Origin of the sequence: Huijunlia imazamoxiresistens (assembly GCF_037132455.1) — a bacterium.
Classification (GTDB): Bacteria; Bacteroidota; Bacteroidia; order Chitinophagales; family Chitinophagaceae; genus Flavisolibacter; species Flavisolibacter imazamoxiresistens.
The window spans coordinates 311,590-330,886 of sequence record NZ_JBBBEI010000004.1; the positions used below are offsets into that span (position 1 = coordinate 311,590).

The 19,297-nt window shown below is 58.4% G+C and carries 10 protein-coding genes; all 10 read left to right on the forward strand.

The window, feature by feature from the left end:
* Window positions 1–123: 123 nt before the first annotated feature.
* Window positions 124–1,347, forward strand: a complete 1,224-nt coding sequence (locus V9K67_RS07050) for a glycoside hydrolase family 88/105 protein (RefSeq protein ID WP_336721077.1) — start codon at window positions 124–126, stop codon at window positions 1,345–1,347.
* 155 nt (window positions 1,348–1,502) lie between these two features.
* Window positions 1,503–3,161, forward strand: coding sequence for a SusR family glycan utilization regulator (susR, locus tag V9K67_RS07055; protein ID WP_336721079.1), 1,659 nt, complete (start codon window positions 1,503–1,505; stop codon window positions 3,159–3,161).
* An 853-nt stretch (window positions 3,162–4,014) separates the two neighbouring features.
* Window positions 4,015–6,969: a SusC/RagA family TonB-linked outer membrane protein gene (locus V9K67_RS07060; protein ID WP_336721081.1), complete on the forward strand. Its 2,955-nt coding sequence runs from the start codon at window positions 4,015–4,017 to the stop codon at window positions 6,967–6,969.
* Window positions 6,970–6,990: 21 nt separating this feature from the next.
* Entirely contained in the window at window positions 6,991–8,580 is a 1,590-nt protein-coding gene (locus tag V9K67_RS07065) for a RagB/SusD family nutrient uptake outer membrane protein (RefSeq protein ID WP_336721083.1), read from the forward strand.
* A 48-nt stretch (window positions 8,581–8,628) separates the two neighbouring features.
* On the forward strand, window positions 8,629–9,672 hold the full coding sequence (locus V9K67_RS07070; RefSeq protein WP_336721085.1) for a SusE domain-containing protein: 1,044 nt from the start codon (window positions 8,629–8,631) through the stop codon (window positions 9,670–9,672).
* A gap of 64 nt (window positions 9,673–9,736) precedes the next feature.
* Window positions 9,737–11,089, forward strand: a complete 1,353-nt coding sequence (locus V9K67_RS07075; protein WP_336721087.1) for an alpha-amylase domain-containing protein — start codon at window positions 9,737–9,739, stop codon at window positions 11,087–11,089.
* 35 nt (window positions 11,090–11,124) lie between these two features.
* On the forward strand, window positions 11,125–13,005 hold the full coding sequence (locus V9K67_RS07080; RefSeq protein ID WP_336721088.1) for a glycoside hydrolase family 13 protein: 1,881 nt from the start codon (window positions 11,125–11,127) through the stop codon (window positions 13,003–13,005).
* A 35-nt stretch (window positions 13,006–13,040) separates the two neighbouring features.
* Window positions 13,041–14,855: an alpha-amylase family glycosyl hydrolase gene (locus tag V9K67_RS07085; protein ID WP_336721090.1), complete on the forward strand. Its 1,815-nt coding sequence runs from the start codon at window positions 13,041–13,043 to the stop codon at window positions 14,853–14,855.
* A 15-nt stretch (window positions 14,856–14,870) separates the two neighbouring features.
* Entirely contained in the window at window positions 14,871–16,256 is a 1,386-nt protein-coding gene (locus V9K67_RS07090; protein ID WP_336721092.1) for an MFS transporter, read from the forward strand.
* Between the two features lie 107 nt (window positions 16,257–16,363).
* Window positions 16,364–19,054: a 4-alpha-glucanotransferase gene (locus tag V9K67_RS07095; RefSeq protein ID WP_336721094.1), complete on the forward strand. Its 2,691-nt coding sequence runs from the start codon at window positions 16,364–16,366 to the stop codon at window positions 19,052–19,054.
* Window positions 19,055–19,297 lie beyond the last annotated feature (243 nt).

Below are 19,297 nucleotides of genomic sequence, written 5' to 3' on the forward strand. Positions count from 1 at the left end.
TTTTTCAAAAATACGTCAATCCGCCCTTTCCCCGAAACTTCCTTCACCGTCGGGCAGTTGCGCTCCGGCCGCTATATTTGTGCCTGTTTCCGGCTTCCGGGATTTACGAAACCTTGTTTTTTTATGAAAAAAATGCTTGCCGCTTCCCTGCTGCTCCTGAATGTCCTGTGGGTATCCGCCCAAAGCAACGAAGCCCTTGTACGAAAGATCGCCGACCAGGTGATGAAAGAAACCGTACTGGGGTTTGAAGGCGTGGACAACAAACAGTTTTATGCCTCCGCCGCCGCCATCCCCGAGGGGGTAAAAGTAAAATATGCCACCCCGTATACCGGTTGGCACTACACCCATGGCGTGCTGAACATGGCCATGATCAACCTCGGAAGGTACCTGGGCGAACAAAAGTATACCGACTATGCCGCCCGGCACGTGGCCTTCGGCTTTGACAACCAGCAGGTGTTTGCACAACGGTTCCGCCACGATGTGAAGCATTATACCTATCCCTACGGCGAATTCTTTACCATGGACGAGCTCGACGACTTCGGCGCCATGTCGGCCAGCATCATCGAGGTGTATGACCAGGCGAAGCGGCCCGAATACAAGGCCTACCTGGATAAGGCGGCAACGCACCTGACCACCGAACGCCTGCGCCTGTCCGACGGCACCTTTGTGCGTACTTTTCCGAACAAGAACACCCTCTGGGCCGACGACCTGTACATGAGCGTACCCTTCCTGGCCCGCATGGGCAAGCTGACCGGCCAACAGAAATATTTTGACGACGCGATCAAACAGGTGCTGAATTTTAACAACTACCTCTGGGACGCTCCCCGGGAAATTTACTGGCACACCTGGTACAGCGATCTGAAGCGCAACGGCGTGGCCCACTGGGGCCGCTGCAACGGCTGGGTGATGCTGTCGCAGGTGCACCTGCTCGACCACCTGCCGAAAAATCATCCCCAGCGGGCAAAGCTGATCGGCCTGCTGGAGCGGCAGATCCTGGGCATCGCCAAATACCAGAACGGCAACGGCCTGTGGCACCAGGTGCTGGACAAAAGCGATTCCTACACGGAGTCTTCCGCTTCCGCCATGTTCGTGTACGGCATTGCCCATGCGGTGAACCAGGGCTGGATCGATGCCCGCTACGCCTCCATTGCCCGCACCGGCTGGGAAGGCCTGAAAAAGCACAAGATCGACGAGGAGGGCCGCCTGAAGGACATCTGCGTGGGCACCGGCATCCAGGACAACCTGGTGTACTACTACAACCGGCCGGTGGGCACCAACGAAAAGCACGGCACCGGCCCGCTGCTGGATGCAGGCGTCGAGATCCTGAAGTTGGAAAAAGCCAAATAAGAGAAATTTCGGATTTGGGATTTCGGGTCCCCTTGATTGCTGGAAGACGCCAACTGCTTTCAATCGCGCCCAAGGCGAGACGACATCCGAAATTTCTTTATATTACCGCCCATCAGGAGCCTGTAATTCCCGGCCGGATCACTAATCGGATACATATGAAATGGATTTTCGCCTGTCTGTTCCTTCTTTTCCAGAGTTATGCCGTTTGGGGAGCGGACAGGGACAGCCTGTTGGGGGAGTTGAACGGGGCCATCCGGGAAGCGGAAACCTACGATGCGCAAAAGCTCGAAAAGATCGGGCAGCTGAAACAGCGGTACCGCCAGGCGCAAAGCCTGCCGGCCCGTTACGACCTGGCCCTGGACCTGTACGAAGAGTACAAGGTCTTTACCTTCGATTCGGCCTTTGTATATGCCCAGACCCTGGAGCACCTGGCGGGGCAGCTGAATGATCCCGCCCGCCTGGCGGCTTCCCGCATGCGGCTGGCGTTTATCTTCCTGTCTGCCGGCCTGTACAAGGAAACCGACGACCACCTGGACCGGATCGACCTGCAACAGCTGCCCGATAGCCTGAAAGGGACTTATTATCCCCTGGTGGGGCGCTTTTATTATGACCTGGCCGACTACGATAACGACCGGTTTCTTTCGCCCGGCTATACCCGAAAAGGAACTGCCTATATGGACTCGGCCCTGGCCTACCTGGCCCCCGGCTCCTTCGACCACTACTTTTACCGCGGCCTGAAAGCCCTCAAAATGGGTGCGGTGGAAAAAGCATTTGCCGACTACCAGGTGCTCTACCGTCAGCCCGGCCTTACCGACCGCCAGCTGGCCGTGGTGACCTCCACCCTGGGCATTATCTATTTACGAAAGAAGGACACGGACCAGGCAATCAACTACCAGATCAAAGCCGCCATTGCCGACATCCGTTCCTCCACCAAGGAAACGTATGCCACCTTCAACCTGGCCGAGCTGCTCTTCGGCCAGGGCGATTTCCGCAACGCTTCGGTCTATATTGAAAAAGCCATTGCCGATGCCTCCTTTTACGGAGCGCGGCAGCGCAAGGTACAGGTGAGCTCCATCCTGCCCCTGATCGAGGCCCGGCGCATCGGCCATATCGAAAGCCAGCAAAAGCTCTGGATCATTTATGCCGCCGTGGTCACGTTCTTCCTGGCCGTCCTGGGCTTTCTCATCACCGTCATCATCCGGCAGGTCAACAAGCTGAAAACTGCCAAACGTCTCATCACCGAGGCCCACAACAACGTGCGGGACGCCAATGCCCGGCTCCAGGAAGTGAATGCCGCCTTGCACCAGGTGAATTCCGAACTCCAGGAAGTGAACGGCCGGCTGCTCGAAGCCAACAAGATCAAAGAAGAATATATCGGCTACTTCTTTAATATCAATACCGGCTTTTTCCAAAAACTGGAAAAGATCAAAAGCGCCATCGAGCAAAAGGTGGCGGAACGTAAGCTCGAGGAGATCCGCTTCCTGGTCCACAACATCAACGTCCGAAAGGAAAAGGAGGACCTGCAAAAAAGCTTCGACAAGATCTTCCTGAAGCTGTTCCCCAATTTCGTGGAGGAGTTCAACAGCCTTTTCCGGGAGGAAGACCAGATCCGCCTCAAGGACAACGAGCTGCTGAATACCGACCTGCGGATCTTTGCCCTGATGCGCATGGGCATCAGCGAGAATGACAAGATCGCCCAGATCCTGGAATATTCCATCAATACCATCTACGCCTATAAAACCAAGATCAAGAACCGGGCGATCGTGCCCAAGGAGGAGTTCGACCGGCGGGTAATGGCCATAAAATCCCTGTAGCAGACGCCGGACAGCCACTTTTTTCGTTTGCAGCGCCTTTGTATTAGCTTGGAATTTAATTTATTGTAACCTGTTGCTAACCAGTGTATTGGTTTCTGTAAGTAGGCCTGTCCCCCTTATATTTTCTATATTTCCTCTTGATGTTTTTCCAGGACCCCCCTCTTTTCCTTCCTTTAGGTCGTGGAAGGGGAGGGGCCCGGTTCAACAGGTACCCTTCACCAGCCATACCCCTTCAACCGATCTGAATTTTCTCTACATAGCAGTGTGTTAATAAGGAAGCACGTTAGACAGCGCCCTGTATCTACAGGGCGTTTTTTTATTGCCCGGAGGTGACTGCCAAAAGAGCTGCAGTTTGGGGTACAGGCTACCAGTTTACTGTCCCGTTTGTTCCCCTTCGGCTTGTTCGTATCCTCATTTCCGGCCAATTTTTTCACCTGAAATGCCCTATAAGCCTCCTGTATTAATTTTTTAATAATATGATAACAATCCATTGGTAATCAGTTGGTTGTGTGGGTTGTAGGGACTCCTGTAAGCTTTATTTTCTATATTTTGCCGGGAAAAATTGACAAGGTATTTGGGGGTTTCTTTCTTTGGTTCACCGTTGGAGCTGCAACTACCGCCGTGGTTGTTTTCCCGGTACGGGCACGGTGCCCGCTTCTCTTTAAAAACGATTCGCCAGCATGAAAAAGAACCCATTTCTACTTCCCCGGATAGAAGGATGCTGCAAAAGGCCTCCTCCTGATCCTTCGTCCCCACACCTGACCGGTGCCCCTATGGCCGGCTTGTATCTGTCCCTTCTTTTTTCTTCCATTAATTATCCAGCTAATTCACCACGAAAGTTTGTTGTATGAGCATGAAACGCATCCTTCCCGCTCTGCTATTTAACCTGTTGGCTCTTACTTCCGCCCAGCAGGTCCTGGCCCAGGCCAAAACAGTTACCGGAAAAGTAGTATCCGATAAAGGGGAGCCGGTTCCCAGTGCTTCCGTCCATGTAAAAGGAGCTTCCGCTGGGGTGGTTACCGACTCCACCGGCACCTTTCATATCAGTGTGCCCTCGCCCGATGCCGTACTGATCATTTCTTCCACCGGCTATTCCCGGGAAGAAGTGCCGGTAGGAAAAGATGCGGATCTGAGTGTGCGCCTGGTGCAGGAGCCCCGCGCCCTGAACGAGGTGGTGGTCGTAGGTTACGGCTCGGCCCGCAAAAAGGACCTGACCGGGGCCGTGACCACCGTAAGTGCCAAGGATTTTCAGAAAGGGGTGATCTCTACCCCCGAACAACTCATAGCTGGCAAGGTGGCCGGCGTGCAGATCACCTCCAACGGCGGTGCGCCCGGTGGCGGCAGCAGCATCAAGATCCGCGGGGGCTCCTCGCTCAGCGCTACCAACGATCCGCTGATCGTGGTGGACGGCGTTCCGCTGTCTACCGGTACCATCCCGGGCGCCGCCAACCCCCTGTCGCTGATCAACCCCAACGACATCGAGTCGTTCAACGTGCTGAAGGATGCCGCCGCCACGGCCATTTACGGGGCGCGGGCCTCCAACGGGGTCATTATTATTATCACCAAAAAAGGCGTTTCGGGCAAACCGAAGTTCAACTTCAGCTCGCAGGTGTCGGCCAGCAAGCCCGCCGGGAAGGTGGAGGTGCTGTCGGCTACCGAGTACCGCGACCTGGTGAACGCCAAAGGCTCCGCCGGCCAGAAGGCCCTGCTGGGCACTGCCAATACCGACTGGCAGGACGCCATTTACCAGACCGCCATCAGCCACGATCATAACCTGAGCGTCCGGGGTTCTTTGGCCAAGATGCCCTACCGGGTGTCGGTGGGCTACCTCGACCAGGACGGCATCCTGAAAACCGGCAACATGAAGCGTACCTCCGCCGCCCTCAACCTCAGCCCCAAGTTCCTGGACAACCATCTGTCCGTGGAGGTCAGCCTGAAGGGCGCCCAGACCAAGAACCGCTTTGCCAACGAGGACGCCATCGGCGCCGCCGTCATCTTCGATCCCACCCAACCCGTCCGTTCCGGCAACAAGCGCTACGGCGGTTATTTCGAATGGCTCGACCCGGGCACCGGCCGCCCCAACTCCCTGGCCACCCGCAACCCCCTCGGCCTGATCGAGCAGAAGGACGACCAGAGCACCGTTTACCGCAGCATCGGCAATGCACAGATCGATTACAAGTTTCACTTCCTCCCCGAGCTGCGTGCCAACCTGAACGTGGGCTATGACGCCTCGCAGGGTAAGGGCGGCGTATTTATCAACGACAGCGCGGCGGCCCAATACGGCCAGCAGGGCCAACGGACCCAGTACAAGGAAAGCCGGACCACCCAGCTGCTGGAGGGGTATCTGAATTACACGAAGAACTTCGGCTCCAGCCGCCTGGAAGCCATGACGGGTTATTCGTACCAGGATTTCCTGACGAAGACCTACAACTTTGCCGAACGCAACGCTTATGGCGATACCATTCCCGGCAAAATACCCAACTTCCCCTTTGACAAGCCCCGCTACACCACCATCGGCTTTTACGGCCGCGTGAACTACAGCTTCAAAGACCGCTACCTGCTGACCGCGATCGTGCGCCGCGACGGGGTATCCCGCTTTGGCCCGGAACATCGCTGGGGCACCTTCCCCGCCTTTGCCCTGGCCTGGAACATCAACGAGGAAAGCTTCCTGAAAGGTTCCACCGCCATCAACCAGCTGAAGCTCCGCCTGGGCTACGGGATCACCGGCCAGGCCGAAGGCATCGCCAACTATGACTATATCTCTTATTATGCCTTCAGCAGCCAGACCGCCCGCTACCAGCTCGGCGACCAGTTTTACAACATGTACCGGCCGGGCGGCTATTACGCCAAGCGCAAATGGGAAGAAACCGTTACCTACAATGCCGGCCTGGACTACGGCTTTGCCAAGAACCGGGTAAGCGGTAGCCTGGACATTTACCTCCGCAAAACAGGAGACCTGCTGAACGAGATCCCCCAGTCGGCCGGCAGCAACTTTTCCAACCGCATCGTGGCCAACGTGGGCAGCATGGAAAACAGGGGCGTGGAATTCAGCCTCAATACTACCCCCATCCGCAACAGCAGGCTCACCTGGGACGTGAACTTCAACGTCACCTACAACAAGAGCAAGATCACCAAGCTGACGCTGGCGCCCGATACCTCTTACCGCGGCAACCCCACCGGCGATATTTCCGGCGGTACCGGCAACACCATCCAGATCCATTCGGTCAACAACCCCCGGAGCTCCTTTTATGTGTACCAGCAGGTGTACGACAGCACCGGCAAGCCCATCGAAAACCTGTTCGTGGACCGCAACGCCGACGGCGTCATCAACGAACGCGACCGCTACCACTACAAATACCCCGATCCCCGGCTGCTGTTGGGTTTGAGCAGCAACCTCACCTATGGCAAGTGGAATGCGGGCTTCGTGATGCGGGCCAACTTTTTCAACTACGTGTACAACAACGTGTACAGCGACCTGGGCAAATTCAATCCCAACGGCAGCACGCTGGCCCTGTACAACGCCTCGGTGAACTATTACGAGACCGGCTTCGAGGGTACCAGCGTGAACCAGTACCTCAGCGATTATTACGTGCAGAACGCCTCCTTCCTGCGGATGGACAACCTCTTCGTAGGGTATAACCTGGGCAGGATCTACCGGAATGTGAACCTGCGGCTGAACGGTACCGTGCAGAACGTGTTCGTCATTACGAAGTACAAAGGCCTGGACCCCGAGATCGGCAACGGGATCGACCGGAAGTTCTACCCCCGTCCCCGCACTTATGTCCTGGGCGTGAACCTCGATTTCTAATTCAAAACCTGCAACAACTTTATGAAAAAGAATTTTTTGAACATATTCCTGGCAGGGAGCCTGCTCGCTGCCGCCCTCACTTCCTGCACCAAAAACCTGGACCGCTTTCCCCTGAATGATATTACGGCCGAAACCGTCTACAGCACGCCCCTGGGCTACAAGCAGGCCTTTGCAAAAGTGTACGGCGCCTATGCCCTTACCGGCAATTCCGGTCCGGACGGCACCCCCGACATCCAGGGCATCAACGAAGGCTTTTCCGATTTCCTGCGCCTCTACTTCAAGGCCCAGGAGCTGTCGACCGACGAAGCCGTGACCAGCTGGGGCGATGCCGGCCTGCCCGATTTTCACAACATGAACTGGGGCGCCAGCAATCCGTTTCTCCAGGGCCTGTACTACCGCTGCTTTTACCAGATCACCGTGGCCAACGACTTTATCCGCCAGTCTGCCGATGACCAGGTGAGCGCCAGGGGCATCACCGGCGCCGATGCCGAAGCCATCAAGGTATACCGGGCCGAAGCCCGCTTCCTGCGGGCCTTCCAGTACTGGGTGCTGATGGACCTGTTCGGCAACCCGGCCTTTGTGACCGAAACCGACGTGATCGGCGAAACGGTGCCCAAGCGGATCGAGCGGGCCGCCCTCTTTAACTATATCGAGTCGGAGCTGAAAGCCATCGAGCCGCTGCTGGCCGCGCCGCGTACCAACGAATACGGCCGTGCCGACAAGGCCGCCGCCTGGGCGCTGCTGGCCCGCATGTACCTGAATGCCCAGGTGTACACCGGCACCGCCCGCTACAACGACGCCATCACCTACTCTAAAATGGTGATCGATGGGGGCTATTCGCTGATCAGCGATTACCGCAACCTGCTCACCGCCGACAACCAGCTGAACACCAGCGAGTTTATCCTCACCATCAATTACGACGGCACCAGCACCCAGTCATACGGCGGCACCACCTACCTGGTACGGGCCACCATCGGCGACAACATGAACCCGAGGGAATTCGGTATGCCCGACGGCGGCTGGTTCGGCCTGCGCACCACCAAGAGCATCGTGGCCCTGTTCCCCGACGCTGCCGACAAGCGCGGGAACTTCCAGCAGAACAACCTCGAGATCAACGAGATCAGCAAATCCTCGGACGGCTATATATTCAAAAAATACCGCAACGTGACCCGTACCGGCGCCCTGGCGCCCCACCAGGATCCCGGCGGCAAGTTTTCCGACGTGGACTTTCCCCTGTTCCGCCTGGCGGAGATGTACCTGGTGTACGCCGAAGCGGTAGCAAGGGGCGGATCGGGCGGCAGCCGGGCAACCGCGGTGCAGTACATCAACCTGCTGCGCACCCGCGCCTACGGCAATGCCTCCGGCAACATTACCGACGCGCAGCTGACCCCCGGCTTTATCCTGGATGAACGGGCCCGCGAGCTGCACTGGGAGGCCCACCGCCGGACCGACCTGATCCGCTTCAACCGCTTTACCGAAGGCACCTACCTGTGGCCCTGGAAAGGCGGCGTGAAGGAAGGCCGGGGCGTGGAAAGCTTCCACAACCTGTATCCCATCCCGTCTTCCGAGCTGACCGCCAATCCCAACCTGCGGCAGAATACCGGTTACTAATAAACGAAAATCGAAAGATCATTGAATCACCTCTTTAATACGAGTAGCATGAAAACGCTCCGCCATATTTTCTCATTCCTCTTTTTGACCGGCTTTTTGTTGCCGGCCTGCAAAAAGGACGAAGTAAAGACCATCCTGAAACCGGGCCCCACACCCGCCCTGACCGCCAGCGCCAGCACCGTGGTGCTCGACACTTCGCGCAGGGCGCAAAACGCCGTCACCTTCAGCTGGAAAGCCGCCGATTTCGGTTATACCGCAGCGGTAAACTACACCATCCAGCTGTCGAAGAAGGGCGCCTCCTTCGCTTCCGCCTCCTCCACCGAAATGGGCATGGGCAACGCCTCGGCAAAGACCTTTACCGTGGCCGAACTCAATAAGGAACTGCTCAAAATCGTTCCGCCCGGCCTGGCCTCCGACGTGGAAGTGCGCATCAAGGCCGACCTGGGCAACTCGCCGGTGGCGCCCGTTTATTCCAATGTGCTGACGGTGAATGCCCGTCCCTACCGCGACATTATCGACTATCCCTCCCTGTATGCTCCCGGCGATTACCAGGGATGGTCGCCCGCTACCGCCGCCCGGATCGCTTCCAAAAACAACGATAAAAAGTACGAAGGCTATGCCTACATCAAGCCCGGCACCCTGGAGTTCAAGCTGACCAGCCACCCCGACTGGGACCATACCAACTATGGCGATGCCGGCAGCGGCAAGCTGAGTGCCGGCGGCGGCGGCAACCTGAAGGTGCCCTCGGCCGGCTACTACCTGCTGAAAGCCGACCTGAACGCCCTGACCTGGTCGGCCACCAAGACCTCCTGGAGCATGATCGGCAGCGCCACGCCGGGCGGCTGGCCCGCCGATACCGACCTGGTGTACAACGAAACGGCCGGCACCTGGTCGGCCACCGCCAACCTGTCGGCCGGCGAACTGAAATTCCGCGCCAACAAGGCCTGGGAGATCGACCTGGGCGATAACGAAGGCGACGGCATTCCCGACTACGGCGGAAAGAATATCCAGGTAACCACCGCCGGCAATTACACCATCACGCTGGACCTAAGCGTCGGGGGGAATTACAGCTATACGTTGAAAAAGAATTAAGAAGAACTGCGCATCAAAAAGGCCCTGAAAAGCCTTTTTGATGCCTCAAAAAATTGCTGCCGTAATGAAACGAAAACATGCGCTTTTTACCTGTTGCTTCCTGGCGCTTTCCTCCCTGCTGCTTTTCTCCTGTAAGAAACAAAAAGACGCCGGAACGGCGCCGCCGCCGGCGGCGGAAGCCGCCACACCTTCGGGCGACGTGATGCTCCAAACATTTTACTGGGATGTAACCCCCGGGGGCGTCTGGTGGGATACCCTCCAGGCCCGCCTCGATCCCTGGAAGAGCGCCGGCATCACCGGCCTGTGGCTGCCCGTCATTTCCAAAGGGCAGAGCGGACAATATTCCATGGGCTACGACCCCTACGACTATTTCGATTTTGGGCAATACAACCAGCAGGGCACCACCGAAACCCGCTTTGGTTCCTATGCGGAATTAAAGACGCTGCTCACCTCCGCCAAAGCAAAAGGCTTTACCTTGTTTGCCGACATTGTGCTCAATCATAATTCGGGCGGCGACCTGGAGGCCAACCCTTATACCGGCACGACCACCTACACGAAGTTTGTGCCCAAATCCGGTAAGTTCAACCGGGGCGCTGCCGATTTTCACCCCAATGCCCTCCATGCCCGGGACGAAGACGTGTTCGGCGGTTTTGCCGACCTCTGTCACGATGCCGCCAACGTGAAGGACTGGCTGTGGAAGCGGCAGGACGGCGTGGCCAAATTCTACCGCGACAGCCTCGGGTTCAGCGGTTGGCGCTTTGATTTCGTAAAAGGCTTTGCTCCCTCGGTCATCAAAGACTGGCTGACGGAAGTGGGCGGGAAGTCCATCATCGAGTACTGGGACGGCGACGTGAAGCTGGTGAACAACTATGCCACCGCCGCCGGCAGCGGCGCCTTCGACTTTCCGCTGATGTATGCAATGAAAAACGCTTTCGACGGCGGCAACATGGCGGCCCTGGAAACCGGCGGGCTGATACGGGTGGACGCTTCCAAAGCCTATACGTTCGTGGCCAACCACGATGTCGACGAGATCAGCGCCGCCAGCAAGTTAATGGCCTACGCCTACATCCTGACCTCCGAGGGCACGCCCTTTATTTTCTATAAGGACTACGAATGGTTGCTGGACAAAGCGAAGATGCATGCGTTGATCCAGGTGCGCAAAACGCTGGCCGCCGGGTCCACCACCACCTTGTTCGCCAGCCCCTCGCTGTACGTCTTTCGCCGCAACGGCACGCCCGGCCTGGTGGCCTATTTCAACAACGGCGCCACGGGCACCCAGCGGACCGTGCAAACCACCTGGGCCAATAAAGTGCTCCGCGACTATACCGGCGCCAACCCCGACGTCACCACCGATGCCGGCGGGCAGGCCACCATCTATTGCCCTGCCAAAAGCTTCGCCATCTACGCTCCCCGGTAATTCATTTTTTTCCGATCACTCTTACTCTGGTTTTCATGAATAAACTATTCGCTTTTCTTCTTCTTTTCTTTATTTCTGTAAATGCCTCCCAGGCGCAGAAAGGGGCGCCTGCCATCCGGCGCATCCACCCCACCAACTGGTGGGTGGGCATGAAAAACCCGAACCTGCAGCTGCTGGTGTACGGGCCCTCCGCCGGCCGCCTGGCGTATTCCGTCAACTATCCCGGCGTGACCCTGGTGAAGACCCAAACAGTAGAAAATCCCAACTACGCCTTCCTCGACCTGGTTATCGATGGATCTACCCGGCCCGGCACGCTGCAGGTGGTGGGCAAAGACGGCAGGAAAACCATTACCCGCTCCTACGAATTGAAGGCCCGCACGGCGGAGCCCAAAGGCAGGGGCGTCAGTTCGGCCGACTTCATCTACCTGCTCATGCCCGACCGCTTTGCCTCCGGCGATGCCACCAACGATAAGTTCAAAACCATGGCCGACACCTCCGCCAGCCGTACCAGTCCTTACCTGCGCCACGGCGGCGACTTCAAGGGCATCATCGACCACCTCGACTACCTGCAGGAGCTGGGCGTCACCGCCCTCTGGCTGACCCCCGTGATCGACAACGACGAAAAGCTCAAAAATGAAGGCCCCGGCCGCCAGCAGGCCGGCTACCACGGTTATCATTTTACCGACCATTATACCGTCGATGCCCGCTTCGGCGGCAACGAAGGCTATCTGGCCCTGGCCAACGAGCTGCACCGCCGCGGCATGAAGCTGGTGCAGGATGCCGTGTACAACCATATCAGCGACGACCACTGGCTGAACAAGGACCTGCCTTCAAAAGACTGGCTGAACCAATGGCCCGCCTATACCGGCAGCTCGCACAAGGAGCATGCCCTGGTGGATCCCTATGGCGCCGAAGCCGATCGCAAGCTGCTGCTCGACGGCTGGTTCACGCCCTTCCTGCCCGACCTCAACCAGCGCAACCCCTTCCTGGCCAATTACCTCATCCAGCACGCCCTCTGGTCCACCGAAACCTTCCACCTCGACGCCTGGCGCATCGACACCTACAAATACAACGACACCGGCTTCATGAACCGCTGCAACGCGGCCCTGCTGGAAGAATACCCCAACATCCACCTGTTCGGCGAAACCTGGGTGAACAACCCGCTGCTGCTTTCTTATTTCGTGAAAAGCAAGGTGGACTATCCCTTCAAAAGCAACCTGCCGGGTTCGCTCGACTTTCCGGTCTGCAGCGCCATCTACGATGCCCTGAACCAAAAGTTCGGCTGGGACGAGGGCGTCAGCCGGCTGGCCAATACGCTGGCGCAGGACGTGGTTTATGCCCAGCCCGAAAAGATGGTGACCTTCCTCGACAACCACGACATGAACCGGTTCTTCTCGGTGATCGGCGAGGACCGCGACAAATACCGCATGGGCGTTACCTGGCTGCTGACCACCCGGGGCATTCCCTCCTGGTATTACGGCACGGAGATCCTGATGAAGAACTTCAAAGAACCTTCGGATGCCGAGGTGCGCCGCGACTTTCCCGGCGGTTTCCCCGGCGACCGGCACAATGCCTTTACCGCTGCCGGCCGCAGCAAAAGTCAGGACTCCGCCTTCAGCTATGTAAAAGCGCTGGCCCAATACCGTAAGCAAACGCCGGCCCTGCATTCCGGAAAACTGATGCAGTACGTGCCGCAGGAAGGTGTTTATGTGTACTTCCGCTACGATGCCGCCAAAACCGTTATGGTCGCCACCAACACCGGCGAAAAGGAAATGCTCCTGGATACGGCCCGCTTCAGCGAGCGGATGGCCGGTTTTACGGGCGCCCGTAATGTGATCACCAAGGAGGTAATCGGCAACCTTGCCCAGTTGAAGCTGCCGGCAAAGACCGCCCTGGTGCTGGAGCTGACCCAATAACCGCAGTAATCATCCCAAAAATCAACCGTTTGCGCATGTCCCGAATACCCGCCATCTCCCTTACCACGATTTGCCTGTTCCTGCTGGCCGGCACGCTGAGCGCCGTTGCGCAACCGGCAGATACGGCCCGCACTACCGGCGAAACCGTGGTGGACAACAAGCTGGTGATTTACCAGTTGCTGGTGCGGCTGTTCGGCAATAAAAACACCGCCAACAAATTCTACGGCTCCAAAGAAGCGAACGGCACCGGCAAGTTCAACGACATTACCGGGAAGGCGCTGGACGAGCTGAAGAAAATGGGCGTCTCCCATGTCTGGTATACGGGTGTCATCGAGCACGCCACCATGACCGACTATTCGGCCTACGGCATTGCACCCGACGATCCCGACGTGGTGAAGGGACGGGCCGGCTCACCCTATGCCATCAAGGACTATTACGACGTAGACCCCGACCTGGCCGTGGATGTGCGCCGCCGCATGGACGAGTACGAAGCCCTCATCGCCCGTACCCATGCCCACGGGCTGAAGGTGCTTATGGACTTTATCCCCAACCACGTGGCCCGCACTTACCGGTCCGATGCAGCGCCGGCCGGTGTCCGGGGCTTTGGCGTGGACGACGATACCACCAAAGCCTTCGATCCGAAGAACGACTTTTATTACCTTCCTTCCCAGCCCTTTGCGGTGCCCGAAGGCGTGCAGGCCGGCGGGGAAGCGTTTTCCTCGCCTTTAAAGGACGGGCGGTTCCGGGAAACCCCTGCAAAAGCCACCGGCAACGACGTGTTTGCCGCCCGGCCGTCCATCGACGACTGGTACGAAACCATCAAGCTCAATTACGGTGTGGACTATGCGAACAGCCGCATCCCCCACTTTTTACCCGTGCCCCCGGTCTGGCAAAAGATGCGCGACATCCTGCTGTTCTGGGCCGGCAAAAAAGTCGACGGCTTCCGCTGCGACATGGCGGAGATGGTGCCCGTGGAATTCTGGAGCTGGGTGATCCCGCAGGTAAAAAAAGCGACGCCCCACATTATTTTTATCGGCGAAGCCTACAATTCCAAAGAATACCCCAACTACCTCACCCGGGGGCAGTTCGATTTCCTCTACGACAAGGTGGGCCTGTACGACGGCCTGAAGCGCCTGATCCGCGACGAGCCCGCGGCCGATGTGGCCGACATTACCCGTGTCTGGAAGGAAGAAAGCCGGGGCTTTTCCAGCCGCATGCTGCGTTTTCTGGAAAACCACGACGAAGAGCGCATCGCCTCGGACGGCTTTGCCAAAGATCCCTGGCTGGCCGTCCCGGCCCTGGTGGTTTCCGCCACGCTGGGCAGCGGTCCCGTGATGCTTTATTCCGGCCAGGAGGTGGGCGAGCCCGCCGGGGGAAAAGAAGGCTTCGGCGGCGACGACAACCGCACCACCATCTTCGATTACTGGGGCGTGCCCGAACACCAGAAGTGGATGAACGGCGGCCGGTTCGACGGTGGCGGGCTGTCCCCCGACCAGAAGAAGCTGCGGAACGTTTATGCCACCCTGCTGCGGGCCGCAGCAACACAGCCCGCTCTGCGTACCGGAAAATTTTACGAATTGAACGGAACGGGGTGCAACAACCGCCAGTATGCCTACCTCCGCTACACCGCAAAGCATAGGGTGCTGGTGGTGGTTAACTTCCACCGCAGCCAGGCACTGGATACGAAAATCCTCCTGCCCCAGGCCCTGAAGCAGGAGCTGGGCCTGTCGCATAAAAGGCCGCTGCCGGCACGCGACCTCCTGGGCGGAAGAAAATCGAAAACCCTAAATATCGATACCGGGATACCCGTTCACGTGCCGCCGGCGGGCGCCTGCATCATCAGCTTTTAAAATTCAACGGAACGTATGCATACAGAAACCCTGACGATTGCGCTGAAAAAGCCGCGCCTCACCCTGGCGCAGATCTGGAATATGAGCTTTGGTTTTCTCGGGATCCAGTTCGGCTTTGCCCTGCAAAACAGCAATGCTTCCCGCATCCTGCAAACCTTCGGCGCCGACGTGGAGCACCTTTCGCTGTTCTGGCTGGCGGCCCCCGTCACCGGCATGATCGTGCAGCCCATCATCGGCCATTACAGCGACCGCACCTGGACGCGGCTGGGACGCCGCAAGCCGTATTTCCTGGCGGGCGCCCTGCTGACGGCCCTGGCGCTGGTGCTCATGCCCAATTCCGAAATGCTGGCCAGCATGCTGCCGCCCATTATGGTGGGTGCCGGCATGCTGATGATCATGGACGCCTCCATCAACGTGGCCATGGAACCCTTCCGGGCCCTGGTCGGCGACATCCTGCCCGACGAGCAGCGGAGCCTGGGCTTCTCGGTCCAGACCTTCCTGATCGGCATCGGCGCGGTGGCCGGCTCCTGGCTGCCCTATATCCTGGCCGAGTACTTCGGCTTTTCCAAAACGGCGCCTGCCGGCCAGGTGCCGCCCAACGTGATCTTCTCCTTCTACGTGGGTGCGGCGGTGCTGCTGGCCACCATCCTCTGGACGATATTCACTACCAAAGAATATTCGCCCCGCGAATACGAAAAGTTCTATCCTCCCGAAGTGCTGGAGTCCGAAAAGAGCGGGCTGTCGGCCATCCTCGAAGACTTTGCCCGCATGCCCAAAACCATGAAGCAGCTGGGCATCGTGCAGTTCTTTTCGTGGTTCGCCCTCTTTTCCATGTGGGTGTTCACCACGCCGGCGGTGGCCCAGCATATTTACAAAGTGGCCCCCGGCGATACCTCCTCCGAGCTGTATGCCGATGCCGGCAACTGGGTGGGCATCCTGTTCGGCATCTACAACGGGGTATCGGCCATCTATGCCCTCATCCTGCCCTCCATTGCGGCGGCCACCAGCCGCAAGGCGGCCCACGCCTTCTCGCTGGTCTGCGGCGGGCTCGGACTGCTGTCGATCTTCTTTGTCACCAACCCCAACGCCCTGGTGTTTTCGATGATCGGCATCGGCCTGGCCTGGGGCAGCATCCTGGCCATGCCCTACGCCATTTTATCCGGCGCCCTGCCGCCCAAGAAGATGGGCGTGTACATGGGCATCTTTAATTTCTTCATCACCTTCCCGCAGATCGTGAACGGCCTGTTCGGCGGCCTGATCGTCAAAAAGCTGTACGGCGGCGAAGCCATTTATGCCATTGTGCTGGCCGGCGTTTTTATGCTCCTTGCCGCCGTTTCCGTGGTCTTCGTCCGCGACCGGCATGTGCCGGAGAAGTTTGAACTGGTGGAGGAGCCGTTGTGAGGGTATTGGTTAATTGGTTAATTGGGAATTGGGAAGTGCCTTACGATAAGGGATAATCGAACTATTTATAGAGAAGAACGAACAGGTGAACTTATAATAAACAGCGAATGAAGATCAGTTTTTACGTACGATACCATACGCAGCCCGGGCAAAGCCTGCAGGTGCGTTTGACGGTGCAGGGTCCGGGTGGAGCGCAAAGCGAACAGGTGCTTCCTATGGAATACCTGAATGAAACGTTCTGGCAGGTTTCTGTAGATGTTCCTGGCGCCACCGTGCGAATAAGGTATGGCTATACCCTTGTAGATGCTGAAGGAGATCTTATCCCCGACGGCGAACGCGAACGGGAGATCGAGCTTACGGAACGCAAAGGAGGGGAGCTGCGCCTCCTCGATACCTGGAACGATGCCAACGCCGTGGAAAACGTTTTCTATACCGCCCCTTTCCAGCAGGTGCTGCTGTCCGGCGGAGGCACCGGCGTACCGGGCAGGCAGGAGGGCTCCTACACCCACATTTTTAAAGTAAAAGCGCCGCTGCTGCAGCCGGGCGAAGTGCTCTGCCTGTCGGGAGACGGCGACGCCCTGGGCCGCTGGCAGGCCGCCAAGGCCCTGCCCATGGCCAGGGAAGGCAGCTGGTGGACCGTGAAAGCAGATTTGTCTGCCGCGGACTTCCCGCTCCAATACAAGTACGGCATTTCCAATGGGGAGGAGCAGGAACACCTGCGCTTCGAAGGCTACGAAAACCGCCGGCTGGAGGGCGGGGCCTCCCGCGAAACCATCCTGGTGGTGCACGACAGCTTTGCCCGCTTCCCGGCCAACACCTGGCGCGGAACCGGTGTGGCCGTGCCCGTGTTCAGCCTGCGCACCGCGGGCAGTTTTGGCGTAGGCGAATTCGAGGATATAAAACTGCTGGCCGACTGGGCAAGGCAAGTGGGCATAAGGCTGATCCAGATCCTGCCCGTGAACGATACCACGGCAACCCATACCTGGATGGATTCTTATCCCTATGCCGCCATTTCCGCCTTTGCCCTGCACCCGCTTTATATCCATTTGCAGCGGGTGGCCGGCGAGCAGGATGCCCCCCTGCTGGAAAAATACCGGGGCGAGCAGGAGCGGCTGAACCGCCTGCCCGAAGTGGACTACGAAGGCGTCATGCGTTGCAAATGGGAAGCGCTGAAAGCGCTGTGCGCCGCCCAAAAAGACCACTGCCGGCAAGAGGAGGGCTTTGCCGCTTTCTTTGAAGCCAACCGCCACTGGCTGGTGCCCTATGCCGCCTTCTGCTGCCTCCGCGACCACTACGGCACGGCCGACTTCAGCCAATGGAACGGCCAGGGCGTGTATCAGCAGGAAGCCATAGAGCGCCTGGGGGCGCCCGGTTCGGAACACTACGACGCGATCTTTTTACACTATTTTATTCAATACCACCTGCACCTGCAGCTGAAGGAGGCTACCGAATACGCCCACCGGCAGGGCGTCATCATCAAGGGCGATATCCCTATCGGCATCTACCGCCACAGCTGCGATGCCTGGGTGAGTCCCGGATTGTACAACATGGACATGCAGGCCGGCGCCCCGCCCGACGCCTTCGCGGTCAAAGGCCAGAACTGGGGCTTTCCTACCTACAACTGGCACCGCATGGAAGACGACCACTTCGAGTGGTGGCGCCGCCGCTTCGGGCAGATGAGCAACTATTTCGATGCCTTCCGCATCGACCACATCCTGGGCTTCTTCCGCATCTGGTCGGTACCCCTGCACGCCGTGGAGGGTATCCTGGGCCACTTCGTTCCCTGCATCCCCGTGCACCGCGTGGAGTTTGACCAGCGGGGCATCTGGTTCGACTACGACCGCTACACCCGCCCCTTCATTACCGATGGCGTGCTCCATGACACCTTCGGGCAGGCCGCCGCGCAGGTGCGGGCCGAATTCCTCGACGAATTGTCGCCCGGCTGGTACCGCCTCAAGGAGGCCTTTTCCACGCAGCGGCAGGTGCAGGAGCACTTCGCCGGCAGGGAGCAGACCCCCGAAAATGAAACGCTCCAAACCGGCCTGTTCGACCTGGTATCGAACGTGCTTCTTTTGGAAGTGGAAGGATCGAACGGGCAGGAGTTCCATTTCCGCATCGATATGCAGGCGACTTCCTCCTTCCGCGACCTGCACCACGATACGCAGCAAAAGCTGAAAAACCTGTACGTAAATTATTTTTTCCGCCGCCAGGATCATTTCTGGAAGCACGAAGCCCTCAAAAAGCTGCCAGCCCTGAAGGGCGCCACCAACATGCTTGTTTGCGGGGAGGACCTGGGCATGGTGCCGCATTGCGTGCCCGAGGTGATGCAGGAACTGGGCATCCTGAGCCTGGAGATCCAGCGCATGCCCAAGGACGTGCGGCGTACGTTCTTTCACCCCGCCGATGCGCCCTACCTGTCGGTGGTGACGCCTTCCACCCACGACATGAGCACCGTCCGGGGCTGGTGGGAAGAGGACCGGGCGGTGACACAGGCGTTCTTTCACCGCGAGCTGGGGCAGGAGGGCGAGGCGCCCTTTTTCTGCGAGCCCTGGATCAACCGGGCGGTGGTGCAGCAGCACCTCCATTGCCCCGCCATGTGGAGCATTTTCCAGTTGCAGGACCTGTTCGGCACCGATGGCGCCCTGCGGCGCGAAAACCCCCACGACGAACGCATCAACGTACCGGCCAACCCGAAACATTACTGGCGCTACCGCCTGCACCTGGCACTCGAAGACCTGTTGCAGGCACATGAATTTAACGGGTCGTTAAAAAATGAGATCCGGGCCAGCGGACGATGAGGGAATTTCGTGGAAGGCAGGATAGATTCTTAAAGGAGAAGCAGCTATTTCGGTAAAAGGCTGTTAAGGCCCAACGGGCCGCAATATCCCAGCACAGGGCGCAGCCCTGTGTCTCCGGGGTAAACTTCCGCTAAGCCCTGAAAGGGCGCAATATGTGGTTCGGCCTAAGAACTGCCGCAGTCCTATGAAGGTATTGCGCCCCTGCAGAGCTTCCCTTAGTGGAAACTTCCTTGTCCCAGGGCT

Coding starts and splice junctions, on each gene's coding strand:
- V9K67_RS07050 (WP_336721077.1), top strand. CDS start 124: ATGAAAAAAATGCTTGCCGCTTCCCTGCTGCTCCTGAATGTCCTGTGG.
- susR (WP_336721079.1), top strand. CDS start 1,503: ATGAAATGGATTTTCGCCTGTCTGTTCCTTCTTTTCCAGAGTTATGCC.
- V9K67_RS07060 (WP_336721081.1), top strand. CDS start 4,015: ATGAAACGCATCCTTCCCGCTCTGCTATTTAACCTGTTGGCTCTTACT.
- V9K67_RS07065 (WP_336721083.1), top strand. CDS start 6,991: ATGAAAAAGAATTTTTTGAACATATTCCTGGCAGGGAGCCTGCTCGCT.
- V9K67_RS07070 (WP_336721085.1), top strand. CDS start 8,629: ATGAAAACGCTCCGCCATATTTTCTCATTCCTCTTTTTGACCGGCTTT.
- V9K67_RS07075 (WP_336721087.1), top strand. CDS start 9,737: ATGAAACGAAAACATGCGCTTTTTACCTGTTGCTTCCTGGCGCTTTCC.
- V9K67_RS07080 (WP_336721088.1), top strand. CDS start 11,125: ATGAATAAACTATTCGCTTTTCTTCTTCTTTTCTTTATTTCTGTAAAT.
- V9K67_RS07085 (WP_336721090.1), top strand. CDS start 13,041: ATGTCCCGAATACCCGCCATCTCCCTTACCACGATTTGCCTGTTCCTG.
- V9K67_RS07090 (WP_336721092.1), top strand. CDS start 14,871: ATGCATACAGAAACCCTGACGATTGCGCTGAAAAAGCCGCGCCTCACC.
- V9K67_RS07095 (WP_336721094.1), top strand. CDS start 16,364: ATGAAGATCAGTTTTTACGTACGATACCATACGCAGCCCGGGCAAAGC.